The organism is Lentzea sp. NBC_00516 (assembly GCF_036346835.1).
GTDB lineage: Bacteria > Actinomycetota > Actinomycetes > Mycobacteriales > Pseudonocardiaceae > Lentzea > Lentzea sokolovensis.
Genome location: NZ_CP107840.1, coordinates 1,540,732 through 1,562,524, shown reverse-complemented (window position 1 = coordinate 1,562,524; position 21,793 = coordinate 1,540,732). Strand labels below are relative to the sequence as shown.

At 69.0% G+C, this 21,793-nt stretch carries 21 protein-coding genes; 6 read left to right on the top strand and 15 right to left on the bottom strand.

From position 1 onward, the window contains the following. The 3 genes from coaA to OG205_RS06860 all read right to left on the bottom strand — a co-directional run bounded on the left by coaA (position 1) and on the right by OG205_RS06860 (position 3,197). Positions 1-963 carry a type I pantothenate kinase gene (gene coaA / locus OG205_RS06870; RefSeq protein ID WP_330275393.1) on the bottom strand — a complete coding sequence of 321 codons (963 nt, stop codon included), beginning with the start codon at positions 961-963 and terminating at the stop codon, positions 1-3. 36 nt (positions 964-999) lie between these two features. Continuing rightward, a complete protein-coding gene (locus OG205_RS06865; RefSeq protein WP_330275392.1) occupies positions 1,000-2,181 on the bottom strand; it encodes an ATP-grasp domain-containing protein in 1,182 nt (393 codons plus the stop codon). 152 nt (positions 2,182-2,333) lie between these two features. Next, positions 2,334-3,197, bottom strand: coding sequence for a LysR family transcriptional regulator (locus tag OG205_RS06860; protein WP_330275391.1), 864 nt, complete (start codon positions 3,195-3,197; stop codon positions 2,334-2,336). Between the two features lie 94 nt (positions 3,198-3,291). Here OG205_RS06860 and OG205_RS06855 point away from each other — a divergent pair, with 94 nt between their 5' ends. Next, positions 3,292-4,278, top strand: coding sequence for an NADP-dependent oxidoreductase (locus OG205_RS06855; RefSeq protein ID WP_330275390.1), 987 nt, complete (start codon positions 3,292-3,294; stop codon positions 4,276-4,278). Here the strand turns inward: OG205_RS06855 and OG205_RS06850 are convergent. Beyond that, on the bottom strand, positions 4,265-4,843 hold the full coding sequence (locus OG205_RS06850) for a TetR/AcrR family transcriptional regulator (RefSeq protein WP_330275389.1): 579 nt from the start codon (positions 4,841-4,843) through the stop codon (positions 4,265-4,267). The two genes, OG205_RS06855 and OG205_RS06850, sit on opposite strands and share 14 nt — an antisense overlap. A 48-nt stretch (positions 4,844-4,891) precedes the next feature. On the opposite strand from OG205_RS06850, the gene OG205_RS06845 reads away from it, so the two are divergent. Further along, positions 4,892-5,845 (top strand): zinc-binding dehydrogenase, encoded by a 954-nt coding sequence (locus tag OG205_RS06845; protein ID WP_330275388.1) that lies wholly within the window; start codon positions 4,892-4,894, stop codon positions 5,843-5,845. Here the strand turns inward: OG205_RS06845 and OG205_RS06840 are convergent. Together OG205_RS06840 and OG205_RS06835 are read right to left on the bottom strand one after the other, a co-directional pair. Beyond that, on the bottom strand, positions 5,836-6,252 hold the full coding sequence (locus tag OG205_RS06840; protein ID WP_330275387.1) for a nucleoside deaminase: 417 nt from the start codon (positions 6,250-6,252) through the stop codon (positions 5,836-5,838). The two genes, OG205_RS06845 and OG205_RS06840, sit on opposite strands and share 10 nt — an antisense overlap. Next, a complete protein-coding gene (locus OG205_RS06835; RefSeq protein ID WP_330275386.1) occupies positions 6,249-7,076 on the bottom strand; it encodes an LLM class flavin-dependent oxidoreductase in 828 nt (275 codons plus the stop codon). The genes OG205_RS06840 and OG205_RS06835 overlap by 4 nt, the downstream gene beginning before the upstream one ends. A 93-nt stretch (positions 7,077-7,169) precedes the next feature. Between OG205_RS06835 and OG205_RS06830 the strand changes: the two genes are divergently transcribed. Beyond that, positions 7,170-7,634: an Lrp/AsnC family transcriptional regulator gene (locus OG205_RS06830; protein WP_330275385.1), complete on the top strand. Its 465-nt coding sequence runs from the start codon at positions 7,170-7,172 to the stop codon at positions 7,632-7,634. Here OG205_RS06830 and OG205_RS06825 read toward each other — a convergent pair. The 4 genes from OG205_RS06825 to OG205_RS06810 all read right to left on the bottom strand — a co-directional run bounded on the left by OG205_RS06825 (position 7,592) and on the right by OG205_RS06810 (position 11,996). Continuing rightward, on the bottom strand, positions 7,592-8,596 hold the full coding sequence (locus OG205_RS06825; protein WP_330275384.1) for a TIGR03564 family F420-dependent LLM class oxidoreductase: 1,005 nt from the start codon (positions 8,594-8,596) through the stop codon (positions 7,592-7,594). The two genes, OG205_RS06830 and OG205_RS06825, sit on opposite strands and share 43 nt — an antisense overlap. Before the next feature lie 9 nt (positions 8,597-8,605). Then, the gene (locus tag OG205_RS06820; protein ID WP_330275383.1) at positions 8,606-9,625 is read right to left on the bottom strand and encodes a LysR family transcriptional regulator; all 1,020 of its coding nucleotides are present in this window, start codon (positions 9,623-9,625) and stop codon (positions 8,606-8,608) included. A gap of 443 nt (positions 9,626-10,068) precedes the next feature. Continuing rightward, positions 10,069-11,004: a TauD/TfdA dioxygenase family protein gene (locus OG205_RS06815; protein ID WP_330275382.1), complete on the bottom strand. Its 936-nt coding sequence runs from the start codon at positions 11,002-11,004 to the stop codon at positions 10,069-10,071. Positions 11,005-11,114: 110 nt separating this feature from the next. Continuing rightward, complete coding sequence (locus OG205_RS06810) at positions 11,115-11,996, bottom strand: NmrA/HSCARG family protein (protein WP_330275381.1); 882 nt, start codon at positions 11,994-11,996, stop codon at positions 11,115-11,117. A 95-nt stretch (positions 11,997-12,091) separates the two neighbouring features. Here OG205_RS06810 and OG205_RS06805 point away from each other — a divergent pair, with 95 nt between their 5' ends. Further along, a complete protein-coding gene (locus tag OG205_RS06805) occupies positions 12,092-12,649 on the top strand; it encodes a TetR/AcrR family transcriptional regulator (protein ID WP_330275380.1) in 558 nt (185 codons plus the stop codon). Position 12,650: 1 nt separating this feature from the next. On the opposite strand, the gene OG205_RS06800 is transcribed toward OG205_RS06805, so the two are convergent. Beyond that, on the bottom strand, positions 12,651-13,337 hold the full coding sequence (locus OG205_RS06800; RefSeq protein ID WP_330275379.1) for an SDR family NAD(P)-dependent oxidoreductase: 687 nt from the start codon (positions 13,335-13,337) through the stop codon (positions 12,651-12,653). 92 nt (positions 13,338-13,429) lie between these two features. Here OG205_RS06800 and OG205_RS06795 point away from each other — a divergent pair, with 92 nt between their 5' ends. Next, complete coding sequence (locus OG205_RS06795) at positions 13,430-14,038, top strand: TetR/AcrR family transcriptional regulator (protein WP_330275378.1); 609 nt, start codon at positions 13,430-13,432, stop codon at positions 14,036-14,038. 1 nt (position 14,039) lies between these two features. Here OG205_RS06795 and OG205_RS06790 read toward each other — a convergent pair whose 3' ends face one another. The 3 genes from OG205_RS06790 to OG205_RS06780 form a co-directional block, all read right to left on the bottom strand. Beyond that, entirely contained in the window at positions 14,040-15,440 is a 1,401-nt protein-coding gene (locus OG205_RS06790) for a radical SAM protein (RefSeq protein ID WP_330275377.1), read from the bottom strand. Beyond that, positions 15,440-17,899, bottom strand: a complete 2,460-nt coding sequence (locus OG205_RS06785; protein WP_330275376.1) for a glycosyltransferase — start codon at positions 17,897-17,899, stop codon at positions 15,440-15,442. Before OG205_RS06785 ends, OG205_RS06790 begins: the two co-directional genes overlap by 1 nt. Positions 17,900-18,085: 186 nt before the next feature. Then, a complete protein-coding gene (locus OG205_RS06780; RefSeq protein WP_330275375.1) occupies positions 18,086-18,673 on the bottom strand; it encodes a LysM peptidoglycan-binding domain-containing protein in 588 nt (195 codons plus the stop codon). A gap of 354 nt (positions 18,674-19,027) precedes the next feature. Here OG205_RS06780 and OG205_RS06775 point away from each other — a divergent pair, with 354 nt between their 5' ends. Continuing rightward, positions 19,028-20,542 (top strand): catalase, encoded by a 1,515-nt coding sequence (locus OG205_RS06775; protein ID WP_330275374.1) that lies wholly within the window; start codon positions 19,028-19,030, stop codon positions 20,540-20,542. Between the two features lie 48 nt (positions 20,543-20,590). Here the strand turns inward: OG205_RS06775 and OG205_RS06770 are convergent, their stop codons facing one another. Continuing rightward, positions 20,591-21,778 (bottom strand): GAF domain-containing protein, encoded by a 1,188-nt coding sequence (locus OG205_RS06770; RefSeq protein ID WP_330275373.1) that lies wholly within the window; start codon positions 21,776-21,778, stop codon positions 20,591-20,593. Positions 21,779-21,793 lie beyond the last annotated feature (15 nt).

Here is a 21,793-nt window from a genome sequence, read left to right as displayed (position 1 = left end):
CTACAGCTTTCGCAACCGGACCCGGTCCACCCGGTGGTCAGGGCCCTTCTGCAGCACGAGGTGGGCCCGTGACCGCGTGGGCGCGATGTTGCGCACGAGGTTCGGGCTGTTGATCCGGTCCCAGATGTCGAGCGCGGTCCTGCGCGCGTCCGGTACCGACAGTTCCGCGTACTTGCGGAAGTAGGAGGCCGGGTCGCGGAAGGCGGTGCGGCGCAAGGTGAGGAACCGGTCGACATACCACTTCCTGATCAGGTCGTGGCCGGCGTCGAGGTAGATCGTGAAGTCCAGGAAGTCGGCCACGAACACCGACGGCGCGTCCTCGGCGCGGCCGGTCCACGTCTGCAGCACGTTCAGTCCCTCGACGATGAGGATGTCCGGCGTCGAGATCCTCTCGACGTCCGGCAGCACGTCGTAGACCAGGTGCGAGTACTTCGGCACCTCGACGTCGTCGCGGCCGGAGGTGATCTCGTCCAGGAACCGGATCAGCCGGCGCACGTCGTAGCTCTCCGGGAAACCCTTGCGGTCCATCAGACCGCGCTCCTTCAGCACCGCGTTCGGGTGCAGGAAACCGTCCGTGGTCACCAGGGCGACCTCGGGATGGTTCTCCCACCGCGACAGCAACGCCCTGAGCACGCGTGCCGTGGTGCTCTTGCCGACCGCGACGCTGCCCGCGATCCCGATGACGTACGGCGCCTTCACCGGTTCACGGCCCAGGAAGTCGTTCGCCACGTGGTGCAGGCCCTGCGTCGCGACCACGTACAGGTTCAGCAACCTGGACAGCGGCAGGTAGACCTCGGTGATCTCCTCGACCGACAGCTCCTCGTTGAGGCCCTGGAGATCGGTCAGCTCCTCCTCGGTCAGCGTCATCGGCGTGGACTGCCGCAACCGCGCCCATTCGGCCCGGCTGAAGTCGAAGTGGCCGACCGCCGCACGGTCCCCTGTGGACAATTCCGAAGTGGACAAGCTCTCTCCCCCGATCGTCCGCGTACCGGTCCAGTCTCAGGCGAACCAGACCAGGTCGCCAACGGTCGCGACGTCTTCGGCGAGCCGGGCGGGATCGCGGTGCCACAGCAACACCGAGGCGCCGATCAGCCCGCCCCCGGTCTCGTTCCCCTCGCGGCCGGCCCGGCGGACGTGGACCTCGTGCCCGCTCGCCAGACCGCTCAGATCAGGGCCCGGCTCGTGGAACCTCGTGCCCGGCATGACCGGTGGCCACAGCCAGGCGGCCTGGAGGTCCTGCGCGACCGGCTCCGGCACCGGCAGCCCTGCCTGCATCCTGAGGTTCGTCACCTCCAACTGCACTCCGGCGTGCAGCAGCGCCAGTTCCGACACCAGCGCGCCCGGCGCTCGTCCGGCCACCTCCAGCACCACCATCTCGCCGTCGCCGTTCACCGCGAACTCCGTGTGCACCACGAAACTTCCTATGCTTCCCAACGCGCGCACGACGCGTTCGTTCAGCTCGTGCGCGGCTTCGGTGAACTTCGACTCTTGTTCGGTGGCACCGCCGAGGGTGCGCCCGGCGTCCAGGCCGATCAGGGGCCCCAGGTATCGGCCCACCTGCACCGGGGTGATCACGCCGTCCCGCACCAGCGCGTTGACGTGGTGCAGTGGGCCGTGGACGAACTCGTCGACCTGCCAGCCGGGCTCGCCGTCGTGCTCGGCCAGCCAGGCGCGCAGATCCTGCGGCGTGTGCAGGATCGTGATGCCGCGCGAGTTCGCCTCCTGCCGCGGTTTCGCCACCGCGGGCAGGCCGATCTCCTCGATCAGCAGGTCGGCCGCCGTCGCGGTGACGACGGGCTCGAACGCGTGGAACCTCGGCACCCGCACGCCACCGGCCGCGAGCAGCCGCTTCATCACCACCTTGTCCAGGTAGGCCGCCGGCCGGCGCGGGTGCCGCGGCGCGAGACCCAGTTCCTCCCGGATCCGCGCGCACTCGGCCAGGCAGTACTCGTCGTTCGTCACGACCTCGACCGGCCCCTCGAAGCCGCGGATCTGCTCCAGCCACTTCTCCCGGTCCAGCACGATGATCTCGGGCGCGGCACCGGTGACGTCCTCGCGCAGCACCGCGTCCGCCTCGCCGTCCGTCAGCACGACGAGATCGAACTCACCGGGAGGGAACGCCACGGCCGGCGCGACGGTGAGCGGCTGCTTCGACTGCAACGCGACGATCGTCGTCCTCATCGGTGCTCCCCTGCTCACACACGCTGGTCCCGTTCGAGCCTTCCGGAACCTCGCCTCCGCACGCCAGCGCTTCGGGAGTGGGATGAGCCACGTGGGAGGCGGGTCCTGGGGGTGAGATCGCGCCTCCCACGCCGCCGGTGCCGGGGTGCGCCTCAGTTGACGCTTGCCCGCAGCTCGCGGATCAGCTCGCGCACGGCGAGGGAGTGCCTGGCCGCACTCGTGGTCACGTGGACGAGCCTGCGCGTCGGCCGTTCGGGCCCGAGGTCGACGAGCTCCACCCCAGGCGGAGGACCGATCACCGTCAGCCGGGGCAGGATCGCCATGCCGATGCCCTGCGCCACCATCGACAGCACGACGCTGTCGTCGGCCACGTCCAGCCTCCTGGGCGGCAGCCAGTCCTGCGTCCTCCACCACGTGCGGGTGTAGGAGGAGCAGTTCTCCGGCCAGTCGAGCAACGGCAGCGTGCGCGGCCGCGGGTGGCCGGCCGGGTGCACCAGCAGGTACGGCTCGGTCAGCAACTCGCCGTGGTGCAGGCCGGGGAGTTCCGCGTGGTCGTCCAGGGTGGCGATGGCGAGGTCGGCACGGCCGTCCGCGACCTCGCCCGCCGCGCCCCGCCCCAGCTCGGGCACGACCAGGACCTGCGGTTTCAGTCCGGGGAACCGGGTGGTCAGCCGGTCGAGAGCGGGTGGCAGGAGGTGCGCCGCGGCGGTGCGGAACGCCGCGATGCGCACCGTCCCGGTGACCGATCCGGCCGCCGCGTCGCGTGCCTCGGTGCGCAGCAGCTCCAGCTGGCGCAGGATCTGGCGTGCGTGCACGAGTGCTCGTTCACCGGCCGGTGTCGGGTTCGCGCCTCGCCTGCCGCGTTCGAACAGGACGGCTCCCACGCGACGCTCAGCCTCCCGCACGGCGTGCGACACGGCGGACTGCGAGAGGCCGACCTCGCGTCCCGCGGCGGTGAAGCTGCCGGTGTGCTCGACGGCGACGAGCAGGCGCAGGTCGGAAGGGCTCAGGTCCACGGTTCCACTATCCATGAGCGCGGTTCATGGAACGGCGGGATCGATCGACTTCGCGCTCTGCCGCATAGGGTCCTGCCGTCCCTACGTTGTCCGCATGAGCACATTCCTCGCCGTCCGCCAGGTGCGCCGCCCGCAGGGCACGCCCAGCGCGGAGGACTTCACCGTCGTGACGGAGTCCCTGCCCGCCCTCGCCGACGGACAGGTGCTCGTCGAGAACGTCTACCTGTCGGTCGACCCGTACATGCGGCAGCTGATGAACACCGGCGAGGCCGGGACGGAGGGCAGGGCCATCGGCCGGGTCGTCGAGTCCCGGGCACCGGAACTCCCCATCGGGACAACGGTGTTCCACCGCGCCGGGTGGTCGACGCACGCCGTGGCCGCAGCTGAGGAGGTTCGGCGCGTGCATCAGGCCGAGGGCGTGCCGCTGAGCGCGTACCTCGGCGTGCTGGGCGGCACGGGCCTGACGGCGTTCGTCGGACTCACCCGGATCGCCGCGCTGCAGCCGGGCGAGGACCTGTTCGTGTCCGCCGCGGCGGGAGGGGTGGGCAGCGCGGCCGGGCAGATCGCCAGGCTGATGGGCGCCGGGCGGATCATCGGCAGCGCCGGATCCGCGGCGAAGGTGGCGCACCTGAAGGAGATCGGCTTCGACGCGGCGTTCGACCACCGCGCGGGACCGGTCGGCGAGCAACTCGCGCAGGCCGCGCCGGACGGCATCGACGTCTACCTCGACAACGTCGGCGGTGACCACCTCGCCGCCGCGATCGACGCGTTGCGCCCGCACGGCCGGATCGCGTGGTCGGGCGCGGTCGCCCAGTACAGCTCGGCTCCGCCCGCCGCGCCGCACAACCTGGCCGACGTCATGTTCAAATCCCTGCGGCTGGAGGGCTTTCTGGTTCGCGAACACCTCGACGCCCGCGAACGGTTCGAACGCTTCCTCGTACCGCACGTCCAGAACGGCACGGTGCGCGCGTCCGAGACCGTGGTGGACGGGTTCGAGAACGTCGTCGAGGCGTTCCTCGGTGTGCTGCGCGGGGACAACATCGGCAAGATGCTGGTCCGCGTGACGTCTACAGAGGACTAGTCCGGAAGGCCCGGATCACGAGTTCGGCGAACCGCCGGGAGGCCGCGGCACGGGTGGCCGGTGAGCTCGCGTGGATGCCGCTGTTGGCCATGAGGACGAGGATCAGGTCGTCCAGCACGAAGTCCTGGCGCAGATGACCGGACCGCTTGGCCTTGCGGGCCAGCTTCGCGACCGACTTCAGCGTCCGCTCGCGCCGCTCCGTGAAGTCCACGGCGTGCGGGAAGGCCGACGTGAAGGCGGCGGTGAAGCCGCGGTCACGGGCGTGCAGCTCGCAGATCCGTTCGATCACCGAACAGAAGCCCTGCCACGGATCGGGATTCGCCAGCCCGTCGTCCACGATGGTCTCGCAGGTCCGCATCTGGCCGGCGAACGCCTCGGTGGCGAGGATCTCCTTGGTCGGGAAGTGGCGGTAGAGGGTCGCGGGACCGACACCGGCACGGCGGGCCACCTCGCGCATCGGCGCGTTCAGGCCATCGGCGGCGAACACCTCGCGCGCCGCGTCCAGGATGTGTTCGCGGTTGTACCGCGCGTCGGAACGCACTGTCTGAGACAAACGACCGGGCATGCTCTCACTTTAGCGAAACGGACGGGTGCGTCCGTTAGTTTCGCGGTCGTGAAAGCTGTTGCGGTGCAGGAGTTCGGCAGCCCGGAGGGGATGGCCGTGGTGGACCTCGCCACCCCGGTTCCCGCGCGGGGGCAGGTGCTGATCGCCGTCGAGGCGATCGGGGTGGGCGGGGTGGACGTGGTGATCCGGCGCGGTGATCTCGCCGCCTACGGGTTCCGCGAGGGCCATGTCCTCGGCGGTGAGGTCGCGGGCACGGTGATCGCGGCGGGCGACGACATGGCCGCGTCCTGGATCGGGCAACGGGTGTGGGCGGCCACCGGCACCGGTGGTGGCTACGCCGAGTACGCGGTCGCCGCGGACTTCGTCGCCCTTCCGGCGGCCCTGTCCGCGGTCGACGCGGTGGCGCTCGGCAGCGCCGGACTCGTGGCGCACTTCGGTCTCGCGCACGCCCGGTTCGTTCCCGGCGAGTCCGTGCTGGTGCGTGGCGCGTCGGGCAGCCTCGGGATCATGACGGTCCAACTGGCGGCGCTGGGCGGTGCGGGCGCGGTCGCGGTCACCACGTCCTCGGCCGCGAGGGGCGAACAGCTGCGCTCGCTCGGGGCGACCGAGGTGCTCGACCGCTCGGGTCAGGGCGGCCAGGCCGGTTACGACGTCATCGTCGACGTCGTCGCCGGACCGGACCTGCCGTCGTTCTTCGGCAGGCTCAACCCGAACGGGCGCATGGTCGTGGTCGGCGCTGTCGCGGGCCAGCCGCCGGACGACTTCGGCACCCGGATCATGGGCGCGTTCCAGAAATCGCTGTCGTTCGCGACCTTCAGCGCCTCCACCGTGTCCGAATCGGACGGACGAGCGGTGCGGACCGGGCAGTTCGACGCGGCCGCGCGCGGCGAACTGCGGGTGGTGGTGCACGAACAGCTGCCGTTGACGGAGGCCGCGCTCGCGCACCGGAAGATGGACGCGGGCGAGGTGTTCGGCAGGATCGTGCTGATCCCTCAGGGGTAGTAGCCCTTGACCGGGATCCACGCCTCCTCGAACAGGTGCGGTCCGTCGGCCGGCACGTCGGCGAACCCGCCGGAGGTCTTCAGCAGGTTCAGCTGGCTGCCCGACAGCGCGAACACCACGTGCCCGATGCCCGACCGGGCCAGCGCTCCGGCGCACATCCCGCACGGCTCGCAGCTCGTGTACATGGTGGTGCCGGCGGCGGTGGCCTGGTCGAGCTTCTGGGCCGCCCAGCGGGCCAGTTTCAGTTCGGGATGGGCCGTGATGTCGTCGTCGGTCAGGCAGGAGTTGCGCTCCTCCGCCAGCACCGACCCGTCCGGGCCGACCAGCAGCGACCCGAACGGCGGGTTCCCGCCGGCCCTCGCCTCCGCCGCCAGCGCGATCGCCCTGCGCAGGTGTTCCTCGTTCACCGCAACTCCTTTCGCACCGCTGCCAGCGCGTGCCACGCGGCTTCCGGACGCCGAGTCTCCTCCGGATCACCGATGAACGGGTCCAGGACCACGGCCTTCGCGCCGTCCGCACGCAGTCGTTCGAGGTCGCCGACGACCTGTTCCAGCGTGCCCTCCCCCAGCCTGCGGTCGTCGAGCGGCTGGTCGGTCAGCCTCAGCAGGATGCGCGGCGCCAGTTCGGGCAGTGACCGGTCCTCCTCCACCGCGACCTTCCGCAGTCGCGTCAACGACTCCTGCCACCCGTCCGGAGTCTGCCGCAGCGGGTGCCAGGCGTCGCCGAGCCGGACCGCGCGCCGCAGGCCCGCGTCGCTGTCCCCGCCCACCCAGATCGGGATGTCCCCGGCGCGGTAACCCTCGTCGCGCCACGCCTCGCGCACCGTCATGATCAGCTCGTCGGTGAGCTTGCCGCGACGGCCGAACTCGACGCCCAGCGCCTCGAACTCCTGCCGCGCCCAGCCGACCCCGACGCCGAGCACGAACCGGCCGCCGCTCAGTTCCGCCAGGTTGGCCGCCATCCGCGCAACCAGCAGAGGGTGCCGGTACGGCGCGATCAGCACGGTCGTGCCCAGGGTGATCCGTTCCGTGACGCCGGCGAGCCACGCCAGGGTCGTGAACGGGTCGTAGAACGGGGTCGGGTACTGCTGCGCCACGTCGGGGGTCACCACCACGTGGTCGGACACCATGAGCAGGTCGAAGCCCAGGCCTTCCACCGTCCGCGTCCAGTCGCGCAGCACGGCCGGGCTGGTGCCGGGGCCGAAGTTGGGGACGTTCACGCCGATCAACACGTGATCAAGACTAGGCGCTCCCTGCCTGCCGCTGAAGGGAGTCTTCACGGCTTGAATCCCGTTCAGCCGTGGAATCCACGGTAGTTTGGCGGGATGACCGAGACTCTGGACGAGACCGACTGGGCGATCCTCGCCGAGCTGCAGCAGGACGGCCGCGTCCCGCTCACCGAGCTGGGCCGCCGGGTCAGTCTCAGCGCCTCGGCCACCACCGAACGCGTCAAGCGCCTGGAGAGCATCGGTGTCATCACCGGCTACCGCGCCACCGTGGACCTCGGCAAGGTGGGCTACGGCGTGCTGGCTGTGGTGCGCCTGAAGTACCCGGGCAACCAGCACGGGCCGTTGCACCGGCTGCTCGCGCACCGCGCCGAGATCCTGGAATGCCTGCGCACCACCGGTGACGACTGCTACACGCTCAAGGTCGCCGCCACCTCGATGCGGCACCTCGAACAGGTCGTCGACGAGCTGATCGCGTTCGGCAGCACCACGACCAACATCGTCTACAGCGAGACTCTGGGCTACCGGGGCGTGCTCACGGCGCCGCCGGAGTCCTCCCAGTAGCTGGAAGCGACTGACAGCGACGGGCTTCTGACGGACTTGGCGAGTTCACCGGCCAGCCGCCGGGTCCGGCTCTGGGTGGCGGCGTCGAGGTCGTGGTGCGCGGTGAGGACGATCTCGGTGGCCCCAGCCTCGGCATACTGCCGCAGTCCCTTCGCCACGTGGTCCTCATCGCCGATCAGCGCGAGGTCCACGGGGTTCTCGGTGTCATTGAGCGCAAGAACGCGCCGATAGGACTCGAACTGCGTGTAGAAGGACAGCCCCTCGGCCATCTTGTCGTGTGCCTGAGCGTCAGTGGTGACCGCGGCCGGCACAAGGGCGACGATCCGCGGCGCGGGCCGTCCGGCAGCTTCAGCGGCGGCCGTGATGGCGGGAATGATGTGCTCCGCCAGCGCTTTCGGACCCGCCAGGTACGGCACGGTCCCGTCCGCCAGTTCGCCGGTGACGCGCAAGGCCTTGGGAGCCATCGCAGCGACCAACAACGGTGTGCGCCGCGCGCCGGGAACATGCGTCGGCAGCAGAGAGCGAGCGGTGATCAGTTCACCCTCGTGCTCAACCGCCTCACCACGAAGCAACGGCCCCAGCACGGTCAGAAACTCGCGCAACCGTGCCACCGGCCGTTCCCAGGCCAGCCCGAACGCCTGCTCGACGATCGGTGGCGCCCCCAGAGCCACGGCAAGTTGGAACCGACCTCCGGTGGCCGCCTGCGCGGTCTGAGCCTGGCTCGACACCAGCAACGGATGACGACCGAAAACCGGCACCGCCGACACCCCGACGTCGATGCCCGGCACCCGCGTGCCGACGATCCCGGCCAGCCCGACCGCGTCGTAATCCAGCCGCTGCCCCATCCAGACCGAGTCCACGCCGCTCTCGGCGGCTTCGCGGGCTTCGGCCACAGCGGCCTCCACCAGGTTGTACCCGGCCGAACCTGCCAAAGTCACGCCGAACCGTGTTGTGATCGCCATGCCGCAATCTCACTCGGCGAAGGCCTCCACAGGTGGCGATGATGCCCGCCCACCCGCTTTCCGATGCCTCTTGAGCATCAACAGGTTGAGCCGCTTGCCCGTGTCCGGGCAGTGCACAGCCGTGACGGCAAGAAACGCGTCCAGCGGCGGCGACTCGTCCGCGGTGCGAAACGCCATCGTGAGGTCAGGCAGCCGCAACGGCGGCTCCACCTCCACCATCACGGTCTCCGCCCGAGTGAGCCGCCGCGCAGAGGACGGCAGCAACCCGACCCCGATCCCACAGGCAGCAAGCCCGATCACCGTGTGCACATCACGAGCATGCGTAACTCCGCTAGCCGCCCCAAGCAACGGCTGCAACACGCGAACCGCAGCGGGTTCGTCAGCGGCAGACGCGGCAACAAGCGCCTGCCCACGCAACTGCTCCACTGAAACCGCCGGCCGACTAGCGAACGGGTGGGCACGGTGGCACGCGACAACAAGGTGATCCCCGGCCACAGGCACCGCAGTCAGCCTCTCCGCGCCATCACCGGTAGGCGCACCCCGACTGATCGCCAGATCGATGTCACCCGCAAGCAGCGCGGCACCACTCTGCGCCGTAGAGAGCTCACGACACTCCAGGTGCACCCCGGGATGAGCAGACCGAAACCGCGCCAACAGCGACGGCAACAACTCGATCAACGCCTCGCCCACAAACCCAAGCCGCAAAGCCCCGGTCTGCCCGCGCGCAGCCCGCTGCGCCTCAGTCGCCCCAGCGGCAACCTGCTCCAGCACACGCCGAGCATGCACGACATAAACCTCGCCCGCCGCAGTCAACACAGCGCCACGCGCAGTCCGCTCGAACAACGCCGTGCCCAACTCCCGCTCCACCGCGCCCACCTGCCGCGACAGCGAGGGCTGAGTCATACCGAGCGCCTGGGCGGCACGCCTGAAGTGACGGTGCTCGGCCACCGCCACCACATACCGCAGTTGCCTCAACTCCACAGCCCAAGCCTGCCACGCCGATGCCCAGCAGGCATCGATCACGCCCACGCTCGCCCCCGCGCGGTGCCAACCGGCGCATACCAAAGCAACTCGACCCGCACGGCCCCCTTGCCGCCAACGCAAAACGACCCGCGCGGTGCCACCAGGCGCGGCCCCTCGCAAAGCAACCACGTACGAAGCCTGGCGTGGCGATGCGGAGCGAGCCGTCTGAACCTAGGCCGCCGGGTAAGCGGTGCACCCCGCTCACGGCGATTGGGGCTTTACCTTGAGGGGGCGGGATGCTCCCCTCATGGGCACGGCCGGGCGCTTTTCAGCCCGGCCTTTTCCGGCCGTCAAGCATCCCGCCAGAGGCTCAAGGTCAAGCCCCAATCGCAACCCCGCACTTCGTCACTACCCGCGCGCCCACCCTCGCAAGGCGACCACTCGCACGGAACGCGACCAACCCCGCTGGAACAGGAACGGCCCGCACGCAACGAGCCCCACACAAGCCGTCAAACCGCAGAAAAGTGCCCCGCATCCCCCACAATCGTCGTACTGGCCACCCCATCCACACTGACCGGCACATCACCGGCAACGGTGATCCGATGCAGCCGCCGCCTCAAATCGTCATAGTCAGCAACCCCGTAGTGCTGAGTAGCCCGGTTGTCCCACACAGCGACGTCCCCATCCACCCACTGCCACCGCACGGTGTTCTCCAACCGAGTAACCCGATTCTGCAACAACTCGAAAATCGCCCGAGACTCAGACGGACTGACCCCCACGATCCGCTTCACGAACTGCCCCAACAACAACGCCCGCTCCCCGGTCTCCGGATGCACGCGAACCACCGGATGCTCGGTCTCGTACCGCTGAGACACGAACTCCTCACGGTAGGCCTGCTCCTTCACGTCCACTCCCCCGATCCGGGTCGAGTCGACGTGCCCCGCGTAGTCGTAAACGTTGGTGTGCACAGCCCAAAGCCGATCCACCAACGCCTTCAACGCCTCCGGCAGTTCCAGATACGCGCGAGCGGTGTTGGCCCACACCGTGTTGCCACCGTAGGGAGGAAGCTCGACAGCACGCAGAACACTGATCGCGGGCACCCGATCGACGAACGTCACATCGGTGTGCCAACTGTTGGCCTTGCCGTGCTCGGAGTCAATGGCCAGGACATTGCTGTGCGACTGCCCCGCCACCGTGGGATGCGCCAGCGTCGGCTCACCCAGCAACCGCGCAAAGGCCAACTGCCCGGCGTCGTCAAGGTGCTGCTGATCGCGGAAGAACACAACCTTGTTGGCCAGCAACGCCTCCCGGATCTCGGCGACCACCTCGACGGCCACATCCCCGCCAAGCCGGACCCCGTCGATCCGCGCGCCGATGCCCGCGCCGAGTTTGTGCACGGTGACGGTGCTCGAAAGCTGTCCGTTGCTCGAAAGCTGTGCGGTCATCGCGATCTTCCTTCCCTGGAACGGCGAACCCCCTCCACCGTGCTCAAGCCCGCACAGCCGACGCAACATTGCGACGAAGGAAATTAAGACTTCCCAGCAGCTGGACCCCTTCAGGACACCGTCTCAGCAGCCCACTCCGCGAAGCTCGTGAGCGGCAACCCGAGCGCCGTGGCGTACGAGGGACGTCCCACCATGCCGGTCTCGTTCAACCGGTCGTGTCCGGCACCCATCTCCGGCATGCCCGCGGCGAACGCCTCCTCCAAGGTCATGTCCGGTGCCGGCAACGGGAAGCCGAGCGCGTCCGAAAGCACCGCGGCGATCTCCGTCATCGAGAGGTGGTCGCTCGCGAGCTCCAGTTCGACGCGGTCGAACCGCTCCGGATCGGCAACGGCGGCCGCGACCGCGGTGCCGACGTCCCGCACCGCGACCAGGGACAGCCGGGTGTCCGGCTTGAGCAGGCTCACCAGGCCTCCCTCGACGCCGCGCGGGAACAGGAACGCCGACGACGGCAGGAAGTTCTCCATGAAGAAGCCGGGTTTGAGCAACGCCCACCGCTCGAACCCGGCCGCGCGGACCCGGTCCTGGATCTCGGCCTTGGTGTTCAGCGACGCCTCACGGATCGGGAAGCGCTCGTCGGTGATGCGTTCCCCAGCACCATCCACTGTGGTCTGGATGAACTGCCGCACGCCGGCCTCCGCCGCGGCCTCCAGCAGGTTGGTGGCCTGGGCGAGCTCGCCCGCGAAGTCGAACCCCTCCTCGGTCAGCGCGGCCATCTGCACCGAGAACACGGCCCGAGCGCCCTTGGCGGCACTGACCAGCGAGTCCCGGTCGTTCAAATCACCCGCGACGAGCTCAACGCCGAGTGCGGACGCACGATCGGCCGACGGATCACGGACCAACGCGCGCACAGGCACGCCTGCCGCCTTGAGGGCGTGCACAGCGGCACCGCCCTGCTTTCCGGTAGCTCCCGTGACCAGCACTGGTGCGGACATGGCTCTCCTCAGCAGCGAAAACATAAACGGCGGGGCCCGCCGTTTAGACGTCCGCTACGATATGGCGGACCCCGCCACTTAGCAAGAGGGTGACCATGGCCGACCGCCAGCGCGCCGACGCCCGGCGCAACTACGAGCGAATCCTCGCCGTGGCCGAGCAGGAGGTGGCCGCACACGGCGGCGGCGCGTCACTGGAACAGATCGCTCGCATCGCCGGAGTGGGCTCGGCGACGGTGCGACGGCACTTCCCGACCCGTCACGCCCTGCTGGAAGCGGTCTCCGCACAACGGATCGAGGCCCTCTGCGACCGGGCCCGCGAGCTCGACGGCGTGGGCGACAGCCGGGACTCGTTGCTCACCTGGCTGGACGACGTGATCGCGTACTGCGTGGCGGCACGCGGGCTCGCCACGGCACTGGCCTACGAAGGCGATCCGGTGCACGGGAACTCCTGCGCGTCGGCCATCGAAGAGGCCGCCAAACCGCTGCTGCACAGGGCGATCCAGGACGGCGCGGTGACCGCCGGCGTGACGGTCGTCGAACTGGTCACGATGATCGTCGGCATCGTGACGGTCACCGAGCACCACCAGGATCCCGCCGCCTCGGCCGAGCGGCTGTGGGCGCTGGCCGTGGCGGGGATCAGCCCGGTCCGCTGACTCACCAGGGCAGTTCGCCGGACTCGTCCTGCAGGGTTCCGGTCGGACCGTCCGGCCCGAAGGTCGCGAACCGCACGACGACCCTGGCGCTCTCCTGCACCGGCCGGCCGATTCCGAACGCCGCGGTCATGTCGGTGGCGGTCGCGCCGGGCTCCAGCGCGTTGAACTTGATGCCCGGATGGGCCTTGGCGTACTGGACGGTCAGCATGGTCGCTGCCGACTTGGAGGCGGCGTAGAGCGCCAGCGGCAGGCCGAACTCGGGCCGTTCGGGGTTCGTCACCGCCCAGAACGACCCCAGGCTGCTGGAAATGTTGACCACGTTCGGGTTCGAGGACTTCCGCAGCAACGGCAGGGCCGCCTCCGTGACGCGCACGATCCCCACCGCGTTGGTGTCGAAGGCGCGCAGTGCCATCGGGCCGTCGAGAGCCTCGGTGGCGAGGATGCCCGCGTTGTTCACCAGCACGTCGAGCCGTCCCTCCTCGGCGTCGATCGCGGCCAGCGCGGCGGCCACCGAGGCGTCGTCGGTCACGTCGAGCTGGACGAACCGGGTGCCGAGCTCGGCCGCGGCCTTCTCGCCGCGCTCGGCGTCACGCGCACCGACGTAGACGACGTGGCCCAGCTCCAGCAACTGCTTGGCGGTCTCGAAACCGATGCCCTTGTTGGCCCCGGTGATCAGCGTGACGGTCATGCGCTTCTACCCCTCAGTTCTAGAGCGATCACTTCAGAACTCGACCGTAGCACGTTCTGCAGCGATCACTTCAGAAGAGGTAGGCTGCGGACGTGACGACCACTCCGCGCCGTGCGACCGGCCGACCCAGGGGGTTCGACGCCGACGAGGCCCTCGACCGCGCCCTGCTGGTCTTCTGGGAGCAGGGCTACGAGGGCGCCAGCCTGGCCAACCTGACCGAGGCGATGGGCATCTCCACGGCCAGCATGTACGCGACCTTCGGCAACAAGGAGCAGTTGTTCCGCAAGGCTCTGGAGCGCTACGACGAGGGCCCGAGCGCGTACGTGCCCCTGGCTCTGGCGGAACCGACCGCGCTCGGGGTCGCCAGGGCGCTGCTCGCCGGCACCATTCGCACCACCACCCGCGCGGACCAGCCGCACGGGTGTCTGGGCGTGCAAGGCGCGCTGGCCACCGGTGACGCCGGCCGGGAAGTGCGCGCTCTCCTCGTCGACTGGCGCAAGAACGGCTTCGCGCGCATCCGGGAGCGGTTCGAGCGAGCACTCGCGGAGGGAGATCTGCCCGCGGGCACCGATCCCGCGCTCCTGGCTCGCTACATCGCGATCCTGCAGCAGGGCATCGCCGTGGAGGCCGCCGGCGGCGTCGATCCCGCGGAACTCCAGGAACTCGCCGACGCCGCCCTGCGCAACTGGCCGCTGCCCTGACTCACAGCTCCGTGTTGATGATGGCCTCCACCAGCACCTCGCCGTCTTCGGTCAGCGTGACTCCCCCGGCGTCGACCGACACGAGGCCGCGGTCGGCCAGGGAAGCGAACTTCTCCCGCCACGGACTCTCGTGCAGGGACCTGCCGTACAACGAGCTGTGCAGATCGGCGCGAAGAGGTTGCAGGGTCGACAGCGCCATCTTGACCGCACGAGCCTCCTGCGCGGTGGTGTCGAACCCGGTGGCCGAGCCGAGAGGCACCCTGCCTTCGTCGACGGCCTGGGCGTAGTTCTTCCAGTTCACGTCGGTGATCGCCTCGGAGGCGCGGCAACTGGAGCTGCCACCGAGGCCGATCGCGACCTCGGCCTCCTGCTTGTCCTGGTCCACCATGATGGACTTCCACTTCTCCGGACCGAGGCCGTCGCGGGCGAAGTACATGGTGGGGTGCTCGGTGTAGCCGGCGGCGCGCAGGCCGTCGGTCAGCACCTCGCGCATCCGGTACTGCTCCTGCAGGGTCGGCCAGAAGTGACCGTCCTTGACGAGCTTCTCGCGGTACTGCGGCAGTTGCCACGGCGCCGGCTGCTCGCCTGCCACCCCAGTCCTGGTCTCTGCGTAGGACTTCAGGTGCAGCTTCGTGCACACCACGGCGGTGATCTCGTTCTCCAGCACCACGTCGAGGTCGCGTTTGACGCTGTCGACGGTCTGGTCCAGCAGGCCGTACATCAGGTCGATGCTGACCCACTCGAACCCGGCGGCCTGCGCGTTGCGGACGAAGTCGACGCACATCTGCGCCGAGTGCTCGCGGCCGCACTCCCGCAGCACGTCGTCGTCGAACGACTGCACGCCGCTGGACAGCTTGGTGCAGCCCAGTTCCCTCAGGGTCTCGAGCTTCGCCGGGGTGAACGTGCTGGGGTCGCCCTCGAACCGGATCGTCGTGTCGTCGGTGAACCCGAAGTTCTCCCGGTAGAAGTCGAGCAACCGGCGGATGTCCTTCTCCGGCAACAACGACGGGGTGCCCCCGAAGACGTTGAACTCACCGACCGGCGCGGTCGCCAGCTCCGGCACGCGTTGCAGCCAGAGCTCGGCCTCCCGGATGTTCCAGTCCACCCACTGCGTCAGCTTCTGCTCGTTGCGGCCGCCCTTGACCAGCACGACCGGGTACTGGCAGAAGCGGCACTTGTAGGCGCACGTGGGGATGTACGACCAGAGGTGGATCGGCGCGGTGCCGACGAGCTGGTCGGTCAGATCGTCGAGGAAGTTGTCGACGCCGTAACCCTCGACGTTGCCGGGGAACACGTGCGCGCCGAACGGGTCTTCGGTGACGTAGTCGAGCAGGTGGGCGTTGGCGGGGTCCTGCAAGGCCGCCCACACCCTCGGTTCGGGGTTCGTCAGGACTCGGTTCATCAGAACACGCCTCCATTGCCGAAGTAGTTGTGCGCCTCCCCCGATTCGCGGTCCTCGCAGTAGTACTTCACGAACTCCGCGAACCTGGTGGCCGGTACCGAGTCGAAGCACTCCGGCAGCGGTGGCGGGAAGCCGATGTCCTCGCCGACCGTCGCACGCAACCGGGCGAAGATCTCGTCCCGGAACTCCAGGTAGAGCCGGTACGACGGCGTCTTGTACGAGTGGATGGGCAGGAAGTCGGTGACGCTCATCTCGGCCTTGATCTCCGCGATGCGTGCGCCCAAGCGGTGCGCGAGGTCCTCGCCGAAGAACTCGACCACGGCGTCCTCGTCCAGAAAGGACGGTGTGAGCAGGACGGGGAGGATGGTGTTCTTCGGGGTGAAGTCCTTGATGGAGAACTCCCAGGCCTGCACCGCCTCGGCCTCGGTGAGGTCGACCGTCACCGGCGGTGCCTCTGGCCGGATGTCCCGCATCACGATGATGCCGTCGTTGCCGTACGCGCGGCCCGTGATGACCTCGTCGATGGCGTGGTTGACGCGCCGCGGGTTGATCTCGACCTTCGACTTCGGGGCGTAGGTGATGTCGTGGCCGAAGCCCGCGACCCGGATGCCGAAGTCCCAGTCGTCGGACAGGTGGTTGACGAACCTGCCGTGCTGCAGCTGGTAGAAGATCTCGATGCCGCCGACGTCCTCGTAGGCCTCGCGCTCCACCGCGAAGCCCTTGCCGTCGGGAAAGCCGCCGAACAACGAGAACGTCACCGCGCGGCACCGCAACGTGCGCTGGATCGCGTCCCAGAGCCGTGGCCTGCCAACGAAGTGCTCGGCGTTGTAGTAGTAGTCGCACACGCCGATCGCGGCCTTGTCCTTCTCCATCGCCGCGAGGAGCTCGGTGAGCCAGCGACGGTCGACCCGGCAGTCCGCGTCGGCCGACATCAGGTAGAAGCGCTCGCCGGGGTCCTTCCGGTTCCTGCTCCTGCGCACCGCGAACTCCATGCCCGCCCGGCGCGCGCACGCGACGCCCTGCTCGCGTTCGCTGATCACCTGGATGTCGACCGGTGAACTCTCGGCGAACCTGCGGGCGATCTCGACCGTGTCGTCCGTGGAGTTGTTGTCCACCAGCACGATCTCGTAGGTGCCGGGGTCGATGTCGTCCTGGTTCTGCAACGACAGCAGCACGGCGTCGATGTTCGCGGCCTCGTTGTACACCGGCAGCACCACGCTGAGCCGGACCTCCGCGCCCATCGCGGGCGGGTACAACGTTGTCACCAGCTCGTCCGCGACCTCGCGGGTGTGCGTGCCGAGCTGCCGGTTGTGCGCCACCACTTCCGCCCGCCTCTCCGCGTTCGTCATGAGATCGTGCACCTGCCGCGCGAACTCCGGCGTCGGCAGGTCGTGCTCCAGGATGTCGAGGACCGGGGCCTCGAAACCCGCGTACACCGTGTCGTACAAGGCATAACGGCTCGCGATGTACGGCACGCCGGCCGCGATCGCCTCGCCGATGGGGTTGCCGTAGCTCTCGTAGTCGTACGACGTCAGGAACGACACGACGTCGGCGTGCGCGAGCAGATCGCGCACCGAGAACTCAGCACTGGCCGACTCGCACGGCTCCAGCACACCGCCGAAGACGACCGGCACCTGGAGTTCTTCCGCGAGTGCACGGAGTTTCGCGGTCTCGGCCGGGTTCTCCTCGGTGTCGCCCGCGATGAACAGGCACGTACCCGGGAGCTGGGCCACCAGGTGCAGGTCCCGATCGATGCGCTTCTGCGGGATGATCCTGGTGAACCTGGCGATGATCTTCGTGTCCGGCGCGATGCCGTGCCGTTCACGGAAGTCCGGACGACCTGGCCGAGTCGGCGGGGTGAAGGTGTTCGGCAGCACGTCGAGATTGCGCAGCTGCGGCATCCATTCGAGCGTGCGCCGTTTCGCTTCCCCGTGCAGGGCGAAGTAGTGGATGTGCGGCGAGTTCACCATAGGAGGCGTTGCCGGATAGGGAAAGCTGCCGTACTTCGCCGGCTCGCTCTGCCACATCAGGTCGTGATCCCGCCACAACACGAACCGGCCGAGCTCGTGCGCGGCGCCGTATCTCGCGATCGCCTGATAAAGCGCCTTCGTGTAGGCGACGTTCTCCGGCAGCGTCCCGTTCTCGACCACGACGAGCGTGACACCGCGGTCTTCCCAGGTCCGCACGATCGCGTCGGCGAGTTCCGCGGTGACGCGATCGGTGTCGGGCAACTCGTTGCGACGCACGGATTCCAGTGTCGCGGCCACGAATTCCCGGTCGTATCCCGCAATGCGCGCGACGCCGTCGACGCGGTCGAGCGTCACCCAGTCCGGCACGCGTTCGTGCCGATAGTCCTGGAAGAAGCGGCCTTTGTCGGCCTTGATGTCGTACCCGAGATCGAGATGAACGCGATAACCCTGGTCCGCGAAGGACCTGGTGGTCTTGAGAAACTCGACCACCACTCCGGACATTGCCGTGGCATCGAAAGAAACACCCCAAAGAGCCGGCATTGGCTGCTCCGTTTCGAGTGAGTCACTCTCACTCGAACCTAGCATGGAAGCGCTTCCCCACCAGTTTGCGTCTCAATGGGCTCGACGCCGAACGGACCGCTCACCACGTTCAGCGGTGAGCGGTCCGTTCCCGTGCTACTTCGTGGCGATCCTGTCCCCGACCCCGATGAGGTCCGGGTTGGTCAGGAACCGGGAGTTCTTGGCCACCAACGCCTGCCAGCCCCCGTCGACGCGGAGTTCGGCGGCGATGCTGCTCAGCGTGTCACCGGGCTTGATCGTGTAGTCGCCGTCCGGGTTGCTCGTGGAGGGCGCGGCCACCGATACCAAGGGCGCCACCCGCGACACGGCCTTGCTGCCGACCGGGACCTGCCGCTGCCGGACCGGCTGCGGGCTGCTGCCACCGCGCCGGCCGCACGCGCCCCACGCTCCGATTCCCTGGCTGGCCAGCACGCGTTCCGCGACGCGGATCTGCTCCTCGCGGGAAGCCTGGTGGGCGCTGCCGGTGCCGCCGTTGGCCTGCCAGGTGGACGGGCTGAACTGCAGTCCGCCGGAGTAGCCGTTGCCGGTGTTCGTCGACCAGTTGTTGCCGCTCTCGCACTGCGCGATCCGGTCCCAGTCGACCGACGGCGCGGCGGAGGCGATGGTGCTGCCCGCCGCGATCAGTGCCGCCGTGGAAGCGGAGAGGAGCAGGACGCGGGCGGTGGTGGCGCTGAGATGACGCATGTCTCTTTTCGGGCTCCGCCGCGCTCTCGCCGCGAACGGCGCCTGTCCGGCGGAGACGTGTTCCGTGACCTGGAACAAGGCCCGGCCGCTGGACAGGTGAGCGCACGGCGGGCCTTGGTGCTGCAGCGGCCTTGCGGTCGCTGGCAGGACCGTAAGAACGCCGGGCCGGATCCGCACGTCCGGACGCGAGCAAGATCACTCGATCGGTGATGATCACGAACTTCGTGTTTCGGCTTCGCGCGACCGTGTTCACGGTGGACGTGTTTGCGTCACCGCCGTGAGGTCGATCCGTCGGTCAGCGGCTCGCCAGTCCGCCTACCGCACCCGTGTGCGCCGAGCAGCTGAGAGGACCCGATGTCTGACCTTCCCACCACCAACGACGCCGGCATCCCGGTCGAGAGCGACGAGCACTCGCTCACGATCGGCGCCGGTGGCCCGATCGTCCTGCAGGACCACTACCTCATCGAACAGATGGCGCAGTTCAACCGCGAGCGCATCCCGGAGCGCCAGCCGCACGCCAAGGGCAGCGGCGCGTTCGGCAGGTTCGAGGTGACCGCGGACGTGTCGTCGTTCACGAGGGCGGCGGTGTTCCAGCCGGGCGTCACGACCGACGTGCTGGCGCGGTTCTCGACCGTCGCCGGCGAGCGCGGCAGCCCCGACACCTGGCGCGACCCTCGCGGGTTCGCGCTGAAGTTCTACACCTCAGAAGGTGTGTACGACATGGTCGGCAACAACACGCCGGTCTTCTTCATCAAGGACCCGATGAAGTTCCAGCACTTCATCCGGTCGCAGAAGCGGCGCGCCGACAACAACCTGCGCGACCACGACATGCAGTGGGACTTCTGGACGCTGTCACCGGAGTCCGCGCACCAGGTCACGTGGCTGATGGGCGACCGGGGCATTCCGCGCACGTGGCGGCACATGAACGGCTACAGCTCGCACACCTACATGTGGGTCAACGCCGCCGGCGAGCGGTTCTGGGTGAAGTACCACTTCAAGACCGACCAGGGTGTCGAGTTCTTCACGCAGGACGAGGCGGACCAGCTCGCCTCCGCCGACACGGATTACCACACGCGCGACCTGTTCGAGTCGATCGCGAAGGGCGACAACCCGAGCTGGACGCTGTTCGTGCAGCTCATGCCGTTCGACGAGGCGGCGGGCTACCGGTTCAACCCGTTCGACCTGACCAAGGTCTGGCCGCACGGGGACTACCCGCTGACCGAGGTCGGCAAGCTGACCCTCGACCGCAACCCCACCGACCACCACACCGAGATCGAGCAGGCCGCGTTCGAGCCGAACAACCTGGTGCCCGGCATCGGCGCCAGCCCGGACCGCATGCTGCTGGGCCGGATGTTCGCCTACGCCGACGCGCACCGGCACCGCATCGGCGCGAACTACAAGCAGATCCCGGTCAACGCCTCGAAGTCGCCCGTGCACAGCTACAGCAAGGACGGGGCGATGCGGGTGACGAACGTGTCCGACCCCGTCTACGCGCCGAACTCCAAGGGCGGCCCACGCGCCGACGTCGAGCAGTACGGCACACCGGCGGGATGGGCGGCGGAGGGCGACATGGTGCGCGCCGCGTACGTCTCGCACGCCGAGGACGACGACTGGGGTCAGGCCCGCACGATGGTCCGGAAGGTCCTGGACGACGACGCGCGGGCACGGCTGACCGAGAACATCGTCGGTCACCTGCTCAACGGCGTGTCCGAACCGGTGCTGGTCCGCGCGTTCGAGTACTGGCGCAACGTCGACGAGGACCTCGGCAAGCAGGTCGAGGCCGGGGTGCGCGCGAAGCAGGACGAGAAGGACCCGAAGGCGGAGAAGCAGGCGAACCCGGCACGCGAGAGCATGCAGCGAAAAGCCTGAACCAGGCCGTGAACGGGCTGGACGACGTTGCTCGTCCAGCCCGTCGGCTCACCGGTTCCGGTAGGCCGCCAGACCGCCGAGTTCCTCGCTGGCGATGTACACCGATCGCACGTGGATCAGGGCTTCCTCGACGTGGGCGGCGCAGCCCCAGGCCGCGTCACCCCACGAGTCGGCGACCTTGACCTCCGCCGCCGCCGTGCACCCGGACCTGCCGCCGAGCTGGCAGTGCTCGGGGTGCGGCGTGGCGGCCTGCTCCGCCGCGGCCGCGCGCAGCTGGGCGGCGAGTTCGGCCGCGGCGGTGGCGCGTTGCTCGGCGTCGGCGCGCAGCTCCTGCTCCACGCGCATCGCCTCTGCCAGGCGGGCTTCTGCCGCCTGTTTCGCCTGTTCGGTGTGGTGGCGTTCGATGGCCAGGGCAGCGGTGCCGGCGAAGACGCGGATGAGGGCCAGGTCGGTGTCCTGCGGCGCCCGCGGGGCCCGGTGGTACATCGCGAACGTGCCCAGCAGGCCGCCGTCGCGCGCCAGGATCGGCGTGGACCAGCAGGCACCCAGCCCAGCCTTCTCGGCCAGATGGCGGAAGTCGTCCCAGAACGGGTCGGTGGCGATGTCCGTGACGATGACCGGTTCCCGCCGGTGCGCCGCGGTGCCGCAGGAACCGACGCCTTCACCCGTGGCGATGCCGTCGATGGCATCGTTGTAGAAGGCGGGCAGGCTGGGCGCGGCGCCGTGCCGCAGGTGCAGGCCGTCGGGTTCGGCCAGCAGCACGGACACGAGCACCTCCTCCGGCGCCAGTTCCTCGATGCACCGGGCCATTCCGTCGAGCACCTCGGTCAGCGGCGCCTGCCGGGCGATCTGCTCCAGCAACGCGCGGTGTTCGGCCATCAGCCGTTGGGCGTGCTTGACCTGAGTGGTCTCCACGCCGATGACCGTCACCCCGGCCACGTCGCCGGCCGTATCCCGGCGCGGTTCGCAGGTGAGGTCGAAGAACAACTCCCGCACGTGCGGCCCGGTGCCCAGCACGACCCGGATGTCACGGCCGGTGCGCGGTTCACCGGTGCGGTACACCTCGTCCAGCAGCGGGTCGAGGTAGGTGCGGTCCTCGCCGATGGTGGCGAGGAACGGCGGGTTGGCGGTCTCCACCGCGTGTGCCGGGCCTGCGAACGCCGCGAAAACAGCGGCGGACTGCCCAAAAAGTGTCCTTACGTCCTCGGTCTGTTCGTGCATGCCAAATGCGCTCACGGCGCGCCCTCTCGC

Coding starts and splice junctions, on each gene's coding strand:
- OG205_RS06865 (WP_330275392.1), bottom strand. CDS start 2,181: ATGAGGACGACGATCGTCGCGTTGCAGTCGAAGCAGCCGCTCACCGTC.
- OG205_RS06855 (WP_330275390.1), top strand. CDS start 3,292: ATGAGCACATTCCTCGCCGTCCGCCAGGTGCGCCGCCCGCAGGGCACG.
- OG205_RS06850 (WP_330275389.1), bottom strand. CDS start 4,843: ATGCCCGGTCGTTTGTCTCAGACAGTGCGTTCCGACGCGCGGTACAAC.
- OG205_RS06830 (WP_330275385.1), top strand. CDS start 7,170: ATGACCGAGACTCTGGACGAGACCGACTGGGCGATCCTCGCCGAGCTG.
- OG205_RS06825 (WP_330275384.1), bottom strand. CDS start 8,596: ATGGCGATCACAACACGGTTCGGCGTGACTTTGGCAGGTTCGGCCGGG.
- OG205_RS06815 (WP_330275382.1), bottom strand. CDS start 11,004: ATGACCGCACAGCTTTCGAGCAACGGACAGCTTTCGAGCACCGTCACC.
- OG205_RS06810 (WP_330275381.1), bottom strand. CDS start 11,996: ATGTCCGCACCAGTGCTGGTCACGGGAGCTACCGGAAAGCAGGGCGGT.
- OG205_RS06805 (WP_330275380.1), top strand. CDS start 12,092: ATGGCCGACCGCCAGCGCGCCGACGCCCGGCGCAACTACGAGCGAATC.
- OG205_RS06800 (WP_330275379.1), bottom strand. CDS start 13,337: ATGACCGTCACGCTGATCACCGGGGCCAACAAGGGCATCGGTTTCGAG.
- OG205_RS06790 (WP_330275377.1), bottom strand. CDS start 15,440: ATGAACCGAGTCCTGACGAACCCCGAACCGAGGGTGTGGGCGGCCTTG.
- OG205_RS06780 (WP_330275375.1), bottom strand. CDS start 18,673: ATGCGTCATCTCAGCGCCACCACCGCCCGCGTCCTGCTCCTCTCCGCT.
- OG205_RS06775 (WP_330275374.1), top strand. CDS start 19,028: ATGTCTGACCTTCCCACCACCAACGACGCCGGCATCCCGGTCGAGAGC.